General features: G+C 70.1%; 13 protein-coding genes. 7 read left to right on the forward strand and 6 right to left on the reverse strand.

Annotated elements, in window-relative coordinates; translation table 11 throughout:
• The first annotated feature begins 112 nt into the window (after positions 1-112).
• Entirely contained in the window at positions 113-1,831 is a 1,719-nt protein-coding gene (locus ACU5AX_RS16725) for a M28 family metallopeptidase (RefSeq protein WP_446691882.1), read from the forward strand.
• A gap of 4 nt (positions 1,832-1,835) precedes the next feature.
• Positions 1,836-2,732 carry a Rossmann-fold NAD(P)-binding domain-containing protein gene (locus tag ACU5AX_RS16730; RefSeq protein WP_446691883.1) on the forward strand — a complete coding sequence of 299 codons (897 nt, stop codon included), beginning with the start codon at positions 1,836-1,838 and terminating at the stop codon, positions 2,730-2,732.
• Here the strand turns inward: ACU5AX_RS16730 and ACU5AX_RS16735 are convergent.
• Positions 2,642-3,559 (reverse strand): DMT family transporter, encoded by a 918-nt coding sequence (locus tag ACU5AX_RS16735; protein WP_446691884.1) that lies wholly within the window; start codon positions 3,557-3,559, stop codon positions 2,642-2,644. The two genes, ACU5AX_RS16730 and ACU5AX_RS16735, sit on opposite strands and share 91 nt — an antisense overlap.
• Before the next feature lie 10 nt (positions 3,560-3,569).
• On the reverse strand, positions 3,570-4,571 hold the full coding sequence (locus ACU5AX_RS16740; RefSeq protein ID WP_446691885.1) for a threonine aldolase family protein: 1,002 nt from the start codon (positions 4,569-4,571) through the stop codon (positions 3,570-3,572).
• Between the two features lie 302 nt (positions 4,572-4,873).
• Here ACU5AX_RS16740 and ACU5AX_RS16745 point away from each other — a divergent pair, with 302 nt between their 5' ends.
• Both ACU5AX_RS16745 and ACU5AX_RS16750 read left to right on the forward strand, forming a co-directional pair.
• On the forward strand, positions 4,874-5,155 hold the full coding sequence (locus tag ACU5AX_RS16745) for a hypothetical protein (RefSeq protein WP_332837976.1): 282 nt from the start codon (positions 4,874-4,876) through the stop codon (positions 5,153-5,155).
• The gene (locus ACU5AX_RS16750; protein ID WP_198354032.1) at positions 5,146-5,289 is read left to right on the forward strand and encodes a hypothetical protein; all 144 of its coding nucleotides are present in this window, start codon (positions 5,146-5,148) and stop codon (positions 5,287-5,289) included. Before ACU5AX_RS16745 ends, ACU5AX_RS16750 begins: the two co-directional genes overlap by 10 nt.
• A gap of 63 nt (positions 5,290-5,352) precedes the next feature.
• On the opposite strand, the gene ACU5AX_RS16755 is transcribed toward ACU5AX_RS16750, so the two are convergent.
• Genes ACU5AX_RS16755 through ACU5AX_RS16765 form a run of 3 tightly spaced genes read right to left on the reverse strand, consistent with a single transcriptional unit; the run spans position 5,353 to position 9,100 of the window.
• Positions 5,353-6,501, reverse strand: a complete 1,149-nt coding sequence (locus tag ACU5AX_RS16755; RefSeq protein WP_446691886.1) for a glutathionylspermidine synthase family protein — start codon at positions 6,499-6,501, stop codon at positions 5,353-5,355.
• Positions 6,498-6,884, reverse strand: a complete 387-nt coding sequence (locus tag ACU5AX_RS16760) for a hypothetical protein (RefSeq protein ID WP_446691887.1) — start codon at positions 6,882-6,884, stop codon at positions 6,498-6,500. The genes ACU5AX_RS16755 and ACU5AX_RS16760 overlap by 4 nt, the downstream gene beginning before the upstream one ends.
• A 41-nt stretch (positions 6,885-6,925) precedes the next feature.
• Positions 6,926-9,100: a transglycosylase domain-containing protein gene (locus tag ACU5AX_RS16765; protein ID WP_446691888.1), complete on the reverse strand. Its 2,175-nt coding sequence runs from the start codon at positions 9,098-9,100 to the stop codon at positions 6,926-6,928.
• A gap of 136 nt (positions 9,101-9,236) precedes the next feature.
• Here ACU5AX_RS16765 and ACU5AX_RS16770 point away from each other — a divergent pair, with 136 nt between their 5' ends.
• A complete protein-coding gene (locus tag ACU5AX_RS16770) occupies positions 9,237-9,809 on the forward strand; it encodes an NADPH-dependent FMN reductase (protein ID WP_446691889.1) in 573 nt (190 codons plus the stop codon).
• Between the two features lie 27 nt (positions 9,810-9,836).
• On the opposite strand, the gene ACU5AX_RS16775 is transcribed toward ACU5AX_RS16770, so the two are convergent.
• On the reverse strand, positions 9,837-11,126 hold the full coding sequence (locus ACU5AX_RS16775) for a dicarboxylate/amino acid:cation symporter (protein ID WP_446691890.1): 1,290 nt from the start codon (positions 11,124-11,126) through the stop codon (positions 9,837-9,839).
• A gap of 170 nt (positions 11,127-11,296) precedes the next feature.
• On the opposite strand from ACU5AX_RS16775, the gene ACU5AX_RS16780 reads away from it, so the two are divergent.
• Positions 11,297-12,376 carry a PLP-dependent cysteine synthase family protein gene (locus tag ACU5AX_RS16780; protein ID WP_446691891.1) on the forward strand — a complete coding sequence of 360 codons (1,080 nt, stop codon included), beginning with the start codon at positions 11,297-11,299 and terminating at the stop codon, positions 12,374-12,376.
• A complete protein-coding gene (locus tag ACU5AX_RS16785) occupies positions 12,373-13,257 on the forward strand; it encodes a DMT family transporter (RefSeq protein ID WP_446691892.1) in 885 nt (294 codons plus the stop codon). Before ACU5AX_RS16780 ends, ACU5AX_RS16785 begins: the two co-directional genes overlap by 4 nt.
• The last annotated feature ends 12 nt before the right edge of the window (positions 13,258-13,269 follow it).

The raw sequence follows: 13,269 nt of genomic DNA on the forward strand, positions 1-13,269 counted from the left end.
CCGTCATTCCCCTCCCGCAAGCGGGAGGGGAATGGTGACCTTGCACCCGGCCCGCGCTGTGCTACCCCGCTGCCACACATAAGCCCGCCAGGGGTACAGGGGACCTGCCGACATGATCTCGAAGATTGGCGCGCTGGCGCTGCTCGCGCTCTCGACCTCCGCGCTCGCCCAGACGGGGACGGCGCCTGCCGCCCCGCCTGCCGCAACGCTGCCGGCCTCGTCCTACACGCCGCTCGACGTCGCCGCGATCAACGCACCGCTGCCCCCCGATCAGGCGGCGATGAAGGCGCATGTCCTGTTCCTCGCCTCCGACGCGATGCGGGGCCGCGAGGCCGGCAGTCCGGAATTCGACATCGCGGCGCAATATGTCGCCGCGCAATTCTATGCCGCGGGCCTGCGCCCGGCAGGCGACGCCGGCGGCTATCTGCAGACCGTGCCGCTGACGACGTACAAGGCCGCGTCGAAGGGCGACATGGTCTGGACCGGTAAGGGCGCGCAGCCGCAGACGCTCGTCTTCGGGGAGGATTTCGTGCCCAGCGCCAACCCCGCCGCGGCGGAGACCAGCGTCTCCGCACCCGTGGTCTTCGTCGGCCGCGGCATCGTTGCGCCGCAGTACAAGATCGACGATTATGCGGGGGTCGACGTGCGCGGCAAGATCGTCGCGATCTTCGCCGGCGCGCCCGATTCCTTCGGCGGCGAAGAGCGCGCCTATTTCAGCAGCCCAGCGACCAAGGCGTGGATCGCCGCGCAGCATGGCGCGGTCGGCGTGGTGACGATCGACACGCCGCGCGCCGGCCCGCGGGCGCGGCCGTTTTCCGCGCTGGCGCAATATTATGACGCGCCGCGCATGACCTGGGCCAAGCCCGACGGCACCGGCACCAGCCCGGCCGCCTCCACCCCCTATCTCGGCACGCTGAGCCAGGCGGCGGCGGCCAAGCTGTTCGCCGGCGCGCGGACGCCGTGGACGACGATCGCCGCCCAGGCGCAGGGCGACAATCCTGCCTACAAGCCGGTCGCGCTGGCCGGCACGCTGACCGTCACCACCAAGACCGCCTTCACCCCGGGCAAGAGCAGCAACGTGATCGGCGTCATCCCCGGCACCGACCCGGTGCTGGGCAAGGAGGTGGTGATCCTGTCGGCGCACCTCGACCATATCGGCGTCAGCCCGGAACGGCCCGGCCAGCCGGCGAACGCGGACCGGATCAACAACGGCGCGCTCGACAATGCGATCGGCATCGCCAGCCTGATCGAGGAAGCGAAAAAGTTTACCGCGAGCGGCCAGCCGCCGAAGCGCACCGTCATGTTCCTGGCAGTGACCGGCGAGGAAAAGGGCCTGGTCGGATCCGACTATTTCGCCAACCACCCGACCGTGCCGCTCAAGACGATCGTCGCCGACGTCAACCTCGACATGCCGGTGCTGCTCTACAAGTTCGAGGACATGATCGTCTTTGGCGCCGACCGTTCGACGCTGGGGCCGATCGTCAAGACCGCGGTCAATGCGCAGGGCGTCGATCTGTCGCCCGACCCGATGCCAGAACAGGGCTTCTTCGTCCGCTCCGATCACTTCAACTTCGTCAAGCAGGGCATTCCCAGCGTCTTCCTGTGGCCGGGGATGAAGGGCGAGGGGCGCGCCAAGTTCGAGGATTTCCTGTCGCACCGATACCACCGGCCGGGCGACGACTTGACCCAGCCGATCCTGTGGGACCAGGGCGTCCGCTTCGTCGCGACCAATTATGCGATCGCGCGTCAGATCGCCGACGGGCCGGTGCGGCCGATGTGGAACAAGGGCGACTATTTCGGCACCACCTACAAGGGCGTGATGACCAAGTGACGCGATGCTGCTGATCTTCGGCCTCGGTTATACCGCCAGCCGCATCGCGGCTGCGTGGCCGGGGACGGTGGTCGGCACGACCCGCGACGGGCGTGACGGGACGCTGCGCTTCGACAATGAAGCGGCGGTGCGCGCGGCGCTGGCAAAGGCGAGCCATGTGCTGTCGTCCGTGCCGCCGGAGGGCGAGACGGACCCGGTGCTGGTGCGCTACGGCGACCACCAGGTGTTCCTGCGCAGGCAGGAACCCAGAGCCACCAGCGGTACGGCTGATAACCCTGGGCTCCTGCGTGCGCAGGAGCACGGGCATACATGGCTCGGCTATCTGTCGTCGACCGGCGTCTATGGCGACACGCGAGGCGCGTGGGTCGACGAGAGCGCCCCGACCGGCGGCGGGCGGCGATCGGCGCGCGCCGCGGCGGATGCGGCGTGGCTGGCCCGAGGGGCGCGCGTGTTCCGGCTGCCCGGCATCTACGGCCCCGGCCGATCGCCGCTCGAGCGGGTCCGGGAGGGGCGCGCGCATCGCGTCGGCTTGCCCGATCAGGTGTTCAGCCGGGTCCATGTCGACGACATCGTCGCCGGCGTGCTCGCCGCCCGTACCGCGCCGGCGGGGGCGTACAATCTCGCCGACGATTATCCGTGCGCGCAGGACGACGTTGTCGACTATGCCGCGGCCTTGCTCGGCCTGCCTGCGCCGCCGCTGGTCGATCTCGCCAGCCTGTCGCCGATGGCGCGCGGCTTCTATGCGGAGAACCGCCGGGTCGCCAACGGCAAGGCGAAGCGCCTGCTCGGCTGGGCGCCGCGCTACCCCGATTACCGGTTCGGCCTGCGCGCCCTCAGCGCCACGACCAGCCCGATGCCGGTCAGCACCGCGCCGGCCGCGGCGAGCGGCGACCAGCGATAGCCTTCGAACAGCGTCGACAGCAGCATCGCGATCACCGGAACGATGACGCTGGAATAGGCCGCCTTGGCCGGGCCGATGACGCGCAGCACGCGATAGTAGAGCGGGAAGGACAGGGTCGAGCCGAACAGGCCGAGATAGGCGATGCCCGCCCAATAGCTGATCCGCCATTCTACCACCGGCGGCCCGGTGAGCGCAAAGGCGAGCGTGCCGTCGATCGCCGCGCCGGCCAGCATCGCCAGCGCCAGCGTGCTGAGCATCGGATAGCGCCGCGCGGTTGGCGTCGCCTGCAGCACGTTGGCGCTCGACGCCGCGAGGATCGCGCAACCGGTCAGGCCGAGGCCGGCGAGCGTATCGGCGAGACTGCCGGCGCCGCTGCGCGCCTCGTGCAGGAAGAGCAGGGCGATCCCGGCCATCGCGATCAATGAGCCGACGACCAGCTGCCGTCCCATCCGCTGGCCGAGGAAAAGACGCGCGAACACCGCATTGGGCACGAGCAGCAGCGCGAAGGCGACGGCGACCAGACCGGAGGTGATGTGCCGTTCCGCCCGGTAGACGAAGTTGAAGTTGAGGCAGAACTGGCAGATGCCGACGCCCAGCACGAACAGCCAGCCACGGGCGTCGAGCCGGAAGCTTTCCCGCTTCACCGCGGCGACGATCGCCATGGCGGTGCCGGCGACGATGAAGCGGTAGGTCACCGACCAGTTCGGCGGCACCACGCCCAATTGGTCGCGGATCACCAGCCAGGTCGAACCCCAGATCAAAGTGACGATCGCGAACGGGATCAGGATCGCCGCGCGGGTCGATTGCGGCGGCGCGGCCCCGCTCATGACCCGAACCTCACAGCGCGCCGATCGCGGCGGCGAGCGCCGCGACCTGGCTCTCGTCGCTGTCCCAGGCGGTGACCAAGCGGATCTCACCCGCCGCCCAATCGTAGAAGTCGAAGCCCTGCGCGCGCAGTGCCGCCGCCTCGTCGGGCGTGGCGCGCAGGAACACTTCGTTCGCCTCGACTGGATGGACCAGCCGCGACCCCGCCGCGCCCGCCAGCGCCGCGGCGCGCGCATTGGCGGCGCGGCCATTGGCCAGCCACAGATCGTCCTCCAGCATCGCCAGCACCTGCGCGGCGAGATAGCGGCCCTTGGAGAAGAGCAGGCCGGCGCGCTTGCGGCGGTATTTCGTGACGGCGGCCAGATCGGGGCGGAAGAAGACGAGCAGTTCCGCGCTCATCGCCCCGTTCTTGACGAAGCCGAACGACAGGGCGTCGACGCCGGCGCGCCAGGTCACCTCGGCCGGCGAGCAGCCGAGCGTCGCCACCGCATTGGCGAAGCGCGCGCCATCCATGTGCAGGCCCAGCCCGCGCGCCTTAGCGAGATCGCCGATCGCGGCGACCTCGGCCGGCGTGTAGACCCGGCCATATTCGGTGGCGTTGGTGATCGAGATGGCATGCGGCTGCACCCGGTGGACGTCGTCGGGGATCGCGTCGATCACCGCCGCGATCGTCTCCGGCGTCAGCTTGGCGCCGTCGCCGTCGGCGAGGAACAGCTTGGCGCCATGGGTGTAGAATTCCGGCGCGCCGCCCTCGTCATTCTGGATATGCGCGTCGCGGTGGCAGACGACGCCGCCGTGCGGCGGGCAGAGGGCAGCCAGCGCCAGGCAATTGGCGGCGGTGCCGGTCGGCACCCACAGCGCCGCGACCTCGGTGCCGAACAGATCGGAGACGCGCGCGTCGAGCGCCTGCGACCGGGCATCGCCGTCATAGGCGGTGTCGAGCGTGTTGGCCTGGGCGATGGCGGTCATCACCAGCGGATGAACGGCGGCGGCATTGTCGGAAAAGAAGCGCATGCCCGCGTCCATGCGGCGGCGACGCGTCGCATCCAACCGAGAAAATGCGCGTCACCGCCCGGACATCTTTCGCAATTTTCTTGCGATGTGTCTTTTCCACAACACTCATCGCCGGTCGCGCAGCGCCGGTGCGTGAAAATGGTGATGGAGATCAAGATGTTCGGTTGGATCATGGGCGGACTGCCCTATCGCGCAACGCCGACCCGGCATGACGACGGGCGACCGACGCAGCCGGTCGCGGTGACCGGCAACGGACGGGCGGTGCAGCCGTGAAGTTGTTCCCACATCCGACCCCGCAGCCCGTGCCCCAGCCGGCCGTGCCGCTGATCGACAATCCGTTTTCCCCGGAGATCGTCGCCAACGGCGTCTCCGGCCTGTCGGTGATCAACGGCATCGTCACGATCACGCTGGAGACGGTGCATTGCGACCACAGCAAGGCCGAGCCGCAGCTGGAGCGTGTCGTGGTCGGCCGCGTCGCCGCCTCGGTGCCTGCGGCGCAGGCGCTGATGACCGGCCTTTACCAATTCCTCGCCCAGCACGGGCTCAACCCGTTCCACGACGCCGGAGGCGCGACATGCCAGTAACCTATCTGCCGCTCGACCGCTTCCGCGCCCGCTCGCTCGCCGCCCCGGCGATCCGGGTCGTGCTGCATCCCGTCGCAGGCGCGGGCATGCCGGCAGGCCGTGTGATCGCGCGACCGGCTGTGGCAATGACCTGAGCCAGCCAACAAGACCGGCATCGGCGGTCATCCAGCCTGTCGGCCGGACGACCGCCGGGCGGCTCAGCCCTCGATCACATGCGGCACGAATCGTGCGGTGTTGCCGGTGATCAGGCCATCCTCGCGGATGCCGAGGCCGGCGGGCGCGCCATCGACGATCCAGCTGCCGATCACCGGGAAACAGCCCGGCGCCGGTTCGGGCAGCGGGTAGAGCGCCTGATAGACATAGCTCTGGTCGGCATAAGCGCCCGCTGCCTCGGCGACGACGCGACCGCCGCGGCGGATCGAGACATTGGCGCCCTCGCGCGCGAGCAGCGGCTTGGCGACGGCATCGCCGTCGGGAATGTCGAAGCTCGCCGGCAGCAGATTGGGATGGCCGGGATTGAGCTGCCAGAGAATCGGCAGGATCGCCTTGTTCGACCAGATCATCTTCCACACCGGCTCGATCCACAGCGTGCTGCCGGTGGCCAGGCTGTCGGCGAGTTGCGGCGCGAAGGCCTCGCGCGTCAGCCATTCCCAGGGATAGAGCTTGTACAGCGCCGCGATCGGCGCGTCGTCGGCATCGACAAAACGATGCGCGTCATGGTCCCAGCCGATGTCGTCGACGAGCAGCGGCACCGTCTCGATCCCTGCCGCCGCCGCCGTGTCGCGCAGATAGGCGACGGTCAGCGCGTCCTCGCCGCTATCCTCGTCGGCATGGGCGAAGTGGACGCGCGGCGGCAGATAGTCCGCCAGGTCGCGCCATTTGGCGACCAAAGCCTCATGCAGGCCGTTATATTGGCCGAGCGCGGGGAAGACCGCCTGTTTCCAGTCCCACTGGACCACCGCCGCCTCGAGCAGCGAGGTCGGCGTGTCGCAGTTGAACTCGAACAATTTGGGCGGCCCCGCGCCGTCATAGCCGAGGTCGAAGCGGCCGATATTGAGCGCCGGCGGCTCGGCGGCCCAGGCGTCGCGGATCGGCTGGTGGAAGGCGGCCGGAATGTCGAACCGGGCAAGCAATGCGGGATCGGCGAGGATCGCGTCGCCGGCGGCGAGGAACAGGCGGTAGAGTTCGGCGGTCGCCGCCTCGATCGTGTCGATCTGCGCCGCCGTGAAGCGGTAATGGACGCTCTCGTCCCAATAGGGGCGACCATCGGCGGTGTGCCAGATCAGCCCCTGCCCCTCGACGATCCGCTGCCAGTCGGCACGCGGCGGCTGGGCGAGGCGGATCACGACCGGCCGCCGCCGAAGAAGCGGCCGGCGCTGCCGAAGCCGCCGCGGCTGATCGCGGCGCTGCGCGTCACAGCGCTGCTCGCGGGTGCGAAGGCGTAGCGCGCCGACGGGCTGCGTGCGAACGAACCGCCGCTGGCCCGCTCGCCGAGATAGGGCAGGCGCGCATTGCGGCCGAGGAAGTACCAGGCGAAGGCGTTGCCCGCGCCACCATGCGCATACGCCGTCCGGCGGCAACGGGCGTCGGCGACGCGGTTGCCCTGCGCATCGGTGCAGATTGCGGTGTCCTGCGCCGTGGTCCAGCCATTGTCCTTGGGCTGGCGGTCGCAGCCGCCCGCCAGCAAGGCGGCGGCCAGGGCGGTGGTGAGCTTCAGGTCCCTGTTCATATCTCTCCCCCTTTATCCTCCCCGCTGGCGGGGAGGATAGCTTAGCCCCCGTCATCCTCCGGCGGACCGTCCTCGCCGCGACGCGGATCGCGCGGTGGCGGCGGGCCGTCGCGGTCGCGGCGCGGGGTGATCGAGATGCTGCCGTCGCGATCGGTATTGAGGTCGATGCCCGCGCCGCGCAGCGCGCCCTGGACCTCGGGCAGTGTCCGGTCGAGCGCGCCGCCGATCAGATCGCCGACCGGATCCTCGCTATTGTCGAGCACTTCCGGATCCATCGCATTCTCCTCGACGATCACCGGCTTCTCGACCGGGGCGATGCCGAGCGCGGCGACCATGAAGTTGCGCCAGATCTGCGCCGGAATGCCGCCGCCGTGCAAACCGGGGTTGGGCGAGCTGTCGTCGTTGCCGACCCAGACGCCGACCACCAGATCGCCGGCGAAGCCGATGAACCAGGCGTCGCGGTTGCTCTGGCTGGTGCCGGTCTTGCCATAGGCCGGAACGGTCAGCGCCGCCTCGCGCCCGGTGCCGCGCAGCGACGAGGACAGCAGGTCGAGCATCTTGGCGCGGGTGTCGTCGTCGAGCTTCTTCGCGCCGCCGGTCAGCGACTGGTACCAGCCCTTGTTCGCCGGCTCCTCCAGCCCGCGTGGCTCGACTGGATAGCGGCCCTGCGAGATGGCGGCATAAGCGGCGGTGAGTTCGAGCAGCGACACTTCGGAGGTGCCGAGGCCGATCGTCGCCTCGTTGGCGATCGGGGTGGAGATGCCGAGGTCGCGCGCCGCCTTGATGACGTTGCGCACGCCGACTTCCTGCGTCAGCCGTGCGGCGACGACGTTGGACGAGCGGGCGAAGGCCCGACGTAGCGGGATCTGACCGAGATAGCGGCCATCGTCGTTCTTCGGCTTCCAGCCGGCGATCTCGACCGGCGAATCGTCGGCCATCGAATCGGGCGTCATGCCGGCGCGCATCGCGGCGAGGTAGACGAACAGCTTGAACGTCGATCCGGGCTGGCGCCGCGCCTGGGTGGCACGGTTGAACGGGCTCTTGCCGTAATCCTTGCCACCGACCATCGCGACGACGCGGCCGTCGGGGCGCATGGCGACGATCGCCGCCTGCGCCTGGCGCAGACCCGCCTGGCGGATGACGCGCTCTGCGGTCTTCTGCAGCCGCAGGTCGAGCGTCGTCTTGACCGTCGCCTCGCTCTTCACCGCGCCAGCGCGATCGCGAGCCTCGGGCAGCACCCAATCGGCAAAATAGGTGCCGCTGGGCAATTGCTCCGGGCGGCTGGACAGCACGCGCTGCGGCTGCACCGCCGCGGCCTCGGCCTTGGTCAGGAAGCCGGCGTCGGCCATGGCCGCGACCACCACCATCTCGCGCTTCCTCGCCCCAGCCAGGTTGCTCGTCGGCGCCAGCCGCGACGGCGCCTTGACCAGGCCGGCGAGCATCGCCGCCTGGCCGATGTTCATGTCCTCCGGCTTGCGGCCGAAATAATGTTTCGACGCCGCGGTCAGGCCGTAGACGTTGTCGCCGAAATAGACGTTCGACAGATAGCGCGACAGGATCTGGTCCTTGGTCAGCCATGCCTCCAGCCAGAAGGAGATCATGACCTCGCGGATCTTGCGCGTCGCGGTGCGATCGGAATCGAGAAAGGCGTTCTTCGCCAGCTGCTGAGTGATCGTGCTGCCGCCCTCGCGCACCCCGCCCGAACCGACATTGTGGACGAAGGCGCGCAGGATGCCGCGCGGATCGATGCCCCAATGGCTGTAGAAGCGGCGATCCTCGATCGCCAGGAACGCCTGGGTGACGTGCTTGGGCAGCTTGGCCGCATCAACCGGCGCGCCGATGATCGCGCCGCGCCGCGCGATCGGCGTGTCGTCGTCCGCGGTCAGGGTGATCGACGGCGGCGTCGGCGGCTGCAGCGACTTGGACAAAGGCGCGGTCAGCGCCAGCCAGCCCACCGCGACGACGAACAGGACGATGAACGCCGCAAGCCCGCGCACCACCCAGCGGCCGATGCCGCGGTTGCGGCGGACCGGCGGCTCGATGGGATCGACGAAGGGTTCGCCGAAATGCCGATCCCAGCCGTCGGTATCGCGCGGCGGCGGCGGCGGCGGGGATGACGGCGGCAGGTCGTCCAGCGCGTAACGCTGGCCGATCGCGCTGCGGCGCGGAGGGTCGACGGGGTCTTGACGCATCGGCTCGTCCCAGCGGTCAGCCATGAGGTGTATTACTATCCTAAAGCGGCTGAAGGCAAGGGTTCGCGCCGTTAACCGTGGCGCATTTACCGTGACGGCGGCGCGAAGGCCAGAGCGGGACGCTGGCGCCGCGGCGGCGGCCACGCTATCTGCTCGGCCCATGGCCTCTACTTCCCCGCTCGTCGTCGGCATCGGCGGCACGGTCGGCAGCGTCTCGTCCACCGAGCGCGCGCTCCGCATCGCGCTCGACGCGGCCGCGCGCGAGGGCTTCGCAACGCAGCTGTTCGGCGGCGCCGATCTCGTCCGCCTGCCGCTCTACGATCCGCGCGCGACGGCGCGCACGCCGGACGAGATGGCGTTCGTCGATGCGGTGCGGCGCGCCTCCGCGGTGATCATCGCCAGTCCCGGCTACCACGGGTCGATCAGCGGCGTGGTCAAGAATGCGCTCGACCTGCTCGAGGAAACCTCGCGGGACGCGCGGCCGTATCTCGCCGACATGCCGGTCGGGCTGATCGCCACCGCCTACGGCTGGCAGGCGACGGGATCGACGATCGCGGCGCTGCGCTCGATCGTCCATGCCTTGCGCGGCTGGCCGACGCCCTTCGCCGCGGCGATCAACACGCAGGTCACCAAATTCGACGAAGAGGGCGGCGCGAGCGACCCGGCGGTGGTCGAGCAGCTGAGCCTGATCGGCCGGCAGGTCGCCCGCTTCGCGCCGCTGGCGACCGCCTGATCGCCTGCGGCCTAGCGGGGCCGGACTTCAGGCCAGCGCCACCTCGCCGTGGCGCTCCTCGCCGAGCAGGCCCTGCCGCTTGGCGACGATCGTCGGGATCAGCGCCTGCCCGGCGACGTTGACCGCGGTCCGCCCCATGTCGAGGATCGGGTCGATCGCCAGCAACAGCCCCGCGCCCTCCAGCGGCAGGCCGAGTGTCGACAGGGTCAGCGTCAGCATGACCAGCGCGCCGGTCAGCCCCGCGGTCGCCGCCGAGCCGAGCACCGACACCAGCACGATCAGCAGATAGTCCACGCCGTGCAGCGGAATGCCGTAATATTGCGCGACGAACAGTGCCGCGATCGCCGGGTAGATGGCGGCGCAGCCGTCCATCTTGGTCGTCGCGGCGAAGGGGACGGCGAAGGCGGCGTAGCTGCGCGGCACGCCCAGCCGCTGCTCGACCACCTCTTCGGTGACCGGCAGGGTCGCGATGGAGGAGCGCGAGACGAAGCCCAATTGGATCGCCGGCCAGGCGGCGGCGAAGAAGCGCCGCGGGCTGATGCCGTTGGCCAGCATCAGCAGCGGGTAGACGACGAACAGGACGAGCGCGAGACCGATGTAGACGGCGACCGCGAAGGTGCCGAGCGCCGACAGCGACTGCCAGCCATAGCGCACCACCGCGCTGCCGAGCAGCGCGCCGGTGCCGATCGGCGTCAGCCGCACCACCCAGCGCAGGATGCGCCGGAAGATCGCCAGGGCCGAAGCGTTGAAGGCGAGGAACGGCGCCCCCGGCTCGCCGACGCGCACCGCGGCGACGCCGATCGCGACCGCGGCGACGATCAGCTGCAGGACGTTGAACGACAATCTGGTCGTGGCGCCGCCCTCGGCGACCGTCGTCGATGCCTCCAGCGCGAAGATGTTGACCGGCACCAGCCCGCGCAGGAAGTCGAGCCACGACCCCGCCGTGTCCGGCCGCACCGCCGCCGCCGCGCTGACCCCGGCGTGCGCGCCGGGCTGCAGCACGGTGCCGAGCGTCAGGCCGATGCTGACCGCGATCAGCGCGCTGATCCCGAACCACAGGAACGTCCCCGCCACCAGCCGCGCGGCATTGTTGAGATCGCGCAGCGCGGCGATCGATGCGACGATGGCGGTGAAGACCAAAGGCACCACGAGGGCCTTGAGCAGCTGGACGAAGAGGTCGCCGACGATGCGCAGCCCCTCGGCCAGCCCGGGCGCGCCGGTCTGACGCGCGACGAAGCCGAGCGCGAGGCCGATGGCCATGCCGGCGAACACCTGGATCCCGAACGAGGGCAGGCGGCTGCGAACTGCGTCTGTCATCACGATCATCTAGGGTGGGGCGACCGGGAAACGACACAAGAAATGCTGGATGCCGGTAAAGATCGGGTCGCTTATCGTTCGCCTGCCGCGCCGCCGGGCAGCAAAAATCGGCGCGCATGCTGTCGATGGCCGCCGGGACTCGCTACAGGGCGCGGCGGGAAGGGCAGGACATGACGACATCGATGCAGCGGGCGGATCGCGGCTGGCTCAACGAGGCGGTGCGGCGGATCGAGGCTGACTACAACCGCTCGGCGGATACCCATCTGATCCGCGTCGAGCTGCCCCGGCATCTGGGCATCACGCTCTATCTGAAGGACGAGAGCAGCCACCCGACCGGCAGCCTGAAACATCGGCTAGCCCGGTCGCTGTTCCTCTACGCCCTGTGCAACGCCTGGATCGGGCCGGACACGGTGGTGATCGAATCGTCGTCGGGATCGACCGCCGTGTCGGAAGCCTATTTCGCGCGGATGCTCGGCCTGCGCTTCATCGCCGTGGTGCCGGCGGCGACTGCGCCGCCCAAGCTGGCGGCGATCCGCTTCCAGGGCGGCGAGATCCACGCGGTCGACGATCCCCGCGACGTCTATGCCGCCGCGCATCGGCTCGCCGCCGACACCGGCGGCCATTACATGGACCAGTTCACCTATGCCGAGCGCGCCACCGACTGGCGCGGCAACAACAATATCGCCGAAAGCATCTTCGCGCAGATGCGCGAGGAGGAACATTCCGTCCCGTCGTGGATCGTCTGCGGCGCGGGCACCGGCGGCACCTCGGCGACGATCGGCCGCTTCCTCCGCTACCAGCGGCATGCGACCCGGCTGTGCGTCGCCGACCCGGCGGGATCGGTCTTCCACCGCCATTTCGCCGATCCGGCGGTGACGACACTCGCCGATGGCGAGGGCAGCTGCATCGAGGGGATCGGCCGACCGCGCGTCGAGCCGAGCTTCGTCCGCCACGTCATCGACCGGATGATCGCGGTCGCCGATGCCGACAGCGTCGGCGCGATGCGCGCATTGAGCGCCGCGCTCGGCCGCAGCGTCGGCGGATCGACCGGCACCAACCTGATCGCCTGTGCGCAGCTTGCCGATGCGATGCGCGACCGCGGCGAAGAGGGCAGCATCGTCACCTTGCTGTGCGACGGCGGCGACCGTTACGCCTGCACCTATTATGACGATGCCTGGCTGGCGCGGCACGACCTCGATCACCGCCCGGCGGAAGCGGCGATGCGCGCCTTCCTCGGATCGACCGCATGAGCCGCCGCACCGCCTTCGCCGCGCTGATCCTCGCCGGCCTGTGCTGGAGCCTCGGCTTTCCGCTCGGCAAATTGGCGCTGCGCGAGACGACGCCGGCGCATATGGTATTGCTCCGCTTCGCCGTCGCCGCGGTCGCGGCCCTGCCCTTCGTGCTCGGGCGTGAGGCGCGCGCGCTGTTCGCCTCGCCCGCGGTGCTGCTCGCCGGGTCGCTCTACGGCCTTGCCTTCCTGGTCCAGTTCGAGGGGCTGGCCCGGGTCAGCGTCACGCTCGCCGCGCTGCTAGTCGGCGCGATGCCGGCGCTGATCGCCGTGTCCGCGCGTCTGCTCGGCGAGCGGACCAGCGGCCTGAGCTGGGCGGGCGTGGCCGCCGCCACCGCGGGCGCGGCGCTGATCGCCGGCGATCCCGGCGGGGCGGGCTCGCTGCTCGGCGTATTGCTGTCGCTCGGCTCGCTGATCCTGTTCCTCGGCTGGTTCTACGCGTTGAAGGCGGCGCCGAGCACGCGCCATCCGATGGCGATGCCGTCGGTCACCGTCGTCGTCGCCGCGCTGACCGTGCTGCCGGTGTCGCTGGTCATGCACGGCGTGCCCCGGTTCGACCTGAGCGCCGCCGCCTGGGCAGGCATCGTCGGCCAAGGCCTGCTCGCCACCACCTTCGCCACCGCCGCCTGGCAGTTCGGATCGTCGCGGGTCGGCAGCGCCAGCGCCGGCGTGTTCATCAACATCGAGCCGTTGATGGGCGCGATCCTGGGCGTCGCGCTGTTCGGCGACCGGCTCACCGCCGCACTCGCCGGCGGCGGCGTGCTGATCATCCTGGGCAGTCTGGCGGTGGTGATCGGCGAGGACCCCGCCACCCCGCACGACGCGCCGCCGACCGCCGCCTGACCGTCCCGCCAT

It is taken from the genome of Sphingomonas benefaciens (assembly GCF_052907485.1).

What these genes read in the sequence shown, in the direction of transcription:
- ACU5AX_RS16730 (WP_446691883.1), top strand. Translation starts at nt 1,836, where the DNA reads ATGCTGCTGATCTTCGGCCTCGGTTATACCGCCAGCCGCATCGCGGCT.
- ACU5AX_RS16735 (WP_446691884.1), bottom strand. Translation starts at nt 3,559, where the DNA reads ATGAGCGGGGCCGCGCCGCCGCAATCGACCCGCGCGGCGATCCTGATC.
- ACU5AX_RS16780 (WP_446691891.1), top strand. Translation starts at nt 11,297, where the DNA reads ATGACGACATCGATGCAGCGGGCGGATCGCGGCTGGCTCAACGAGGCG.
- ACU5AX_RS16750 (WP_198354032.1), top strand. Translation starts at nt 5,146, where the DNA reads ATGCCAGTAACCTATCTGCCGCTCGACCGCTTCCGCGCCCGCTCGCTC.
- ACU5AX_RS16775 (WP_446691890.1), bottom strand. Translation starts at nt 11,126, where the DNA reads ATGACAGACGCAGTTCGCAGCCGCCTGCCCTCGTTCGGGATCCAGGTG.
- ACU5AX_RS16765 (WP_446691888.1), bottom strand. Translation starts at nt 9,100, where the DNA reads ATGGCTGACCGCTGGGACGAGCCGATGCGTCAAGACCCCGTCGACCCT.
- ACU5AX_RS16740 (WP_446691885.1), bottom strand. Translation starts at nt 4,571, where the DNA reads ATGCGCTTCTTTTCCGACAATGCCGCCGCCGTTCATCCGCTGGTGATG.
- ACU5AX_RS16785 (WP_446691892.1), top strand. Translation starts at nt 12,373, where the DNA reads ATGAGCCGCCGCACCGCCTTCGCCGCGCTGATCCTCGCCGGCCTGTGC.
- ACU5AX_RS16760 (WP_446691887.1), bottom strand. Translation starts at nt 6,884, where the DNA reads ATGAACAGGGACCTGAAGCTCACCACCGCCCTGGCCGCCGCCTTGCTG.
- ACU5AX_RS16770 (WP_446691889.1), top strand. Translation starts at nt 9,237, where the DNA reads ATGGCCTCTACTTCCCCGCTCGTCGTCGGCATCGGCGGCACGGTCGGC.
- ACU5AX_RS16725 (WP_446691882.1), top strand. Translation starts at nt 113, where the DNA reads ATGATCTCGAAGATTGGCGCGCTGGCGCTGCTCGCGCTCTCGACCTCC.